This window comes from Rhodococcus sp. IEGM 1379 (assembly GCF_030056815.1).
Taxonomy (GTDB): Bacteria; Actinomycetota; Actinomycetes; order Mycobacteriales; family Mycobacteriaceae; genus Rhodococcus_F.
The window spans coordinates 1-3,967 of the sequence record NZ_JASHKR010000158.1 but is presented as its reverse complement, the minus strand read 5'-3'; the positions used below and the strand labels follow the sequence as shown (position 1 = coordinate 3,967).

Annotated in this window: 4 protein-coding genes; all 4 read right to left on the bottom strand. The window is 59.2% G+C overall.

The features are described 5' to 3' along the window. Positions 1-121: 121 nt before the first annotated feature. The 4 genes from QM600_RS29075 to QM600_RS29060 all read right to left on the bottom strand — a co-directional run bounded on the left by QM600_RS29075 (position 122) and on the right by QM600_RS29060 (position 3,661). On the bottom strand, positions 122-1,375 hold the full coding sequence (locus QM600_RS29075) for an RNA polymerase sigma factor (RefSeq protein ID WP_283265217.1): 1,254 nt from the start codon (positions 1,373-1,375) through the stop codon (positions 122-124). Positions 1,376-1,378: 3 nt separating this feature from the next. Beyond that, positions 1,379-1,807 carry a YciI family protein gene (locus tag QM600_RS29070; protein WP_283265215.1) on the bottom strand — a complete coding sequence of 143 codons (429 nt, stop codon included), beginning with the start codon at positions 1,805-1,807 and terminating at the stop codon, positions 1,379-1,381. 230 nt (positions 1,808-2,037) lie between these two features. Continuing rightward, positions 2,038-2,226, bottom strand: a complete 189-nt coding sequence (locus QM600_RS29065; RefSeq protein ID WP_283265213.1) for a hypothetical protein — start codon at positions 2,224-2,226, stop codon at positions 2,038-2,040. A gap of 10 nt (positions 2,227-2,236) precedes the next feature. Then, positions 2,237-3,661 (bottom strand): aldehyde dehydrogenase family protein, encoded by a 1,425-nt coding sequence (locus QM600_RS29060; RefSeq protein ID WP_283265211.1) that lies wholly within the window; start codon positions 3,659-3,661, stop codon positions 2,237-2,239. Positions 3,662-3,967: the final 306 nt, after the last annotated feature.

Here is a 3,967-nt window from a genome sequence, read left to right as displayed (position 1 = left end):
TTCACTGCGAGGGATCCTCACAGTTCAGGAGTCAACCGATGTGGGGGCAGCCCCGTACGACTATCACATGCCGGTCATCTCCTCCGATGAAATCCTGCATGGGTCGATACAGCGCAGGAAGTCATGAGAGTGACTCCGCCTTTGCGATGAGGACTGCTCGCTCACGTTCGTTGCCTGCCAAACGAGCAGCCTCGAGCAGTTCGGCTCGAGCTTCCTCGTTTCGCCCAAGCCTACCCAGGAGTTCGCCTCGCACACTCGGCAGCAAGTGATAGCCGACGAGTTCGCCTGCTGCAACAAGCTTGTCGACGAACTCGAGCGCCGGCGCCGGGCCGTACGCCATGGACACCGCGGCGGCATGATTGAGATCAACTACCGGTGACGGCGCGAGTTGCCGTAGCGCTTCGTAGAGCAGGATGATCTTCTTCCAATCGGTCTCCTCGAAAGTCGCTGCCTGTGCATGGCATTGCGCAATACCTGCCTGCAATCCGTACGGTCCGCGACCTCGACCCACCTCGTCAGCTCGTGCCAACGCCGCTAGCCCGCGGGTGATCTGAGTACGATCCCAGCGGGTGCGATCCTGATCTGCCAGGAGAATCGGCCCCCCGGTACGGGTTGTCCGAGCTCCGAACCTCGACGCCGAAAGCTCCATCAATGCCACCAGACCGTGCGCTTCCGCCTCTTGGGGAACAAGTTCCGCAAGAATGCGTGCGAGCCTCAAGGCCTCACTGCTCAGATCGGTACGCATCCACTCTGTGCCCGAACTCGCCGCATACCCCTCGTTGAAAATCAGGTACAGAACGCCGAGAACAGCGCCGAGCCTGTTCGAATACTCTTCCCGTGGAGGCACCTCGAATACCACTTTGGCCGCCGTGAGCGTTTTCTTGGCCCGCACGATCCGCTGCTGCACTGTAGCTGTCGGCGTCAGGAACGCCTTACCGATCTCGTCGGTGGTCAACCCACCCACAACCCGAAGTGTCAACGCCACCTGTGCTTTTCGGTTCAACACCGGGTGGCAGGCAATGAACATCAAACGAAGCACGTCATCGTCGATGCGGTCGGGATCCCACGTGACGTCGTCGAACCGACTCGCATCGTTCTCGAGTTCACGCGCAAAATATGCGTAACGCTCGTCGAGGCGTTCCCGTCGTCGCCACCCGTCAATTGCGCGTCGGGTAGCGACGGAGGTCAACCACGCCGCAGGGTTACACGGAACGCCCGAGACAGGCCACTGCTCCGTTGCCTCGAGCAGCGCCTGCCCCGCAAGATCTTCCGCGAGATCCAGATCCCCGACGGTACGGGTGAGCGTAGCGACGATCTTCGCGGATTCGATGCGCCAGACCGCCTCTACCGCAGCCCGCGCCGCGCCGTCAGACATGACTCAGCTCGTGACCGGACGATCAGTACCCAACTCGTCACGCCAGTCGGCTTCCTTCTGGACGTACTCATTGCTCTGATCGAATTCCTCCATCTCCGACACTCGGCGAACCTCGAGCTTCGAACCCGGACCCAGCGGACAACGCTTCGCCCATTCCAGAGCCTCGTCCTTGGTCGAGGTCTGAATGATCCAGAAGCCCGAGAACAACTCCTTCGTTTCTCCGTACGGCCCGTCCGAAACAAGCGGGGGATCGGCATCGAAATCGACGATGAATCCCTCTTCCATCGCCAGACCCTCACCGGCCAGGAGCACACCCGCCTTGATCAGTGACTCGTTGTACTGGCCCATCGCCGTGATAATCGCGTCGAAATCCATGTCCTGAGCAGCTTCGATGGCCTGGTCCGTGGAACGCATGATCAGCATGTACTTCATGGGGTTCTCCTTGCGTCTGGGGCCCGCTCATTCGGTCCCTCTGCCTACACGTCGAACGGGCGAGTCATAGATCGACACGTGCCGAAAAGAATCTTTCAGCGCGTACGGGGAGCGGTCAATGCCAAAGGTCAATTCGGCATCTATTTCTGAGGATCTGGGAACTTTTGATGTCTCGCCGCATCTCATCTATGGAGCCCGCGAACGCTGCTCCATCAGAGTCGAGGCCCTCCCTACGAATCGAGATCTCGCTCGACGAGGAAGACAGCGATATCGACTTCGCCCCTCCCGTCGACATCGTGGGCGCCCAACGCACGCAGTGCAACTGGATGACGAGAGGCCAACATATCGCCGAGTTGTCCAAGTCGGTTCCAGACATAGCAATGGCGATGCGCCCGTAACTGGTACGGACGCATCGCCATTTTCAACTGTCTACCTCTGAATTGCCTTGATCTCGAGGAACTCTTCAAGTCCGAATGTGCCAGCTTCGCGTCCGACACCCGACTGCTTGTAACCACCGAACGGAGCATTCGTATTGAACGCGCCGCCGTTGACCTCGACCTGCCCAGCCCTCAGCTGACGTGCGACGCGGTCCGCGCGATCAGGATCGCCCGACCAGACGCCGCCCGCCAAACCGTATTCTGTCCCGTTTGCGATCCGAACCGCGTCAGCTTCATCTTTGTATCCCATGATCGAGAGCACCGGTCCAAAGATTTCCTCGCGAGCGATCGTCATATCCTCCGTCACGTTGGAGAAAACCGTCGGGCCGACAAAGTATCCACTCGCCAAACCGGTTTCACGACCGTCCACAACAGCGGTGGCGCCCTCGGCCACACCCTTCTCGATATATCCACGAACTCGCCCGAGCTGATTCGCATTGACCAACGGCCCGAGTACCGATGTCGGCTGTGTCGGATCACCAATCTGGAAGTGCGCAGCGACGGCGGCGGCAATGGCTGCCGCCTCATCCATCTTTTCTACGGGAACCAACATACGAGTCAAAGCCGAACAGGTCTGCCCTGAATTGAGGAAACACTTTGCGACGCCGTCAGTGACAGCCTTCTCCAGATCGGCGTCGTCGAGAATCACGTTCGCGGATTTTCCACCCAATTCGAGAGACACCTTCTTGATAGTGTCCGCAGCCACGATGGCTACACGCTTGCCGGCACGCGTCGATCCGGTGAACGAGACCATATCAACCTCGGGGTGCCCGGCGATTGCCTCACCCACAACAGGACCATATCCACTGACCAGGTTGAATACACCTGCCGGCAAACCGATTTCATCGAAGATTTCGGCGAGCGCGTACGAGATAAGTGGCGCAACCTCAGTGGGTTTGAGAACCACTGTGCAGCCGGCGGCCAACGCCCCACCCACCTTCAACACAACCTGATGAAGGGGGAAATTCCAGGGTGTAATCGCTCCGACAACCCCCACAGGCTCCCGGACGATCAGCGAGTTACCAACTTCGTGGGCATCAAAATCATAAGTACGTGCCAACTCCGCAAACGCATTCAGATTCGCCAGTGGCATACCGATCTGCACCGGCTTCGCAAAGCCGATCGGCATACCCATATCTTCCGATACCAAGGCAGCAAGATCATCGATACGTTCAGCAATAACACCAGCGGCCTTGGACAAATACTCGGCGCGCTCGGAACCGGTCAACGCAGACCAAGACGGAAATGCCGCCCGAGCTGCCGCCGCAGCGACGTCGACATCTTCGGGAGTGCCCTCAGCGACCGTCGCAATAAGTTCTTCCGTTGCCGGATTGAGTACTTCGATCTTGCCGGTTCCTGTCGATTCGATCCAGGCTCCGTCGACATAGATCTTCGTGCGGTCGAGAATATCGCTCATCGAGGCCTCCGTAGTCGTGACACATGCACAATTGAGGGGTGCCGCACACCGCGTGCGGAGCACCTGCTCTGAGCCTAGCCACGACTGGGCCGTTCAATACGAAATTTGTGGAACGATATCGCTTCGGCACACCGGTGCCGGCCGGAAACCGGGACCCGGGACCCGGGGACCGGGAACCGGGGACCGGGAACCGGGGACCGACCCCGAAAACCGTTCCGGAACACGAAAAAACCCCCAACCACACAGTGGTTGGGGGCTTGATCGTAAAATGTGTTCGGCGGTGTCCTACTCTCCCACACCCTGTCG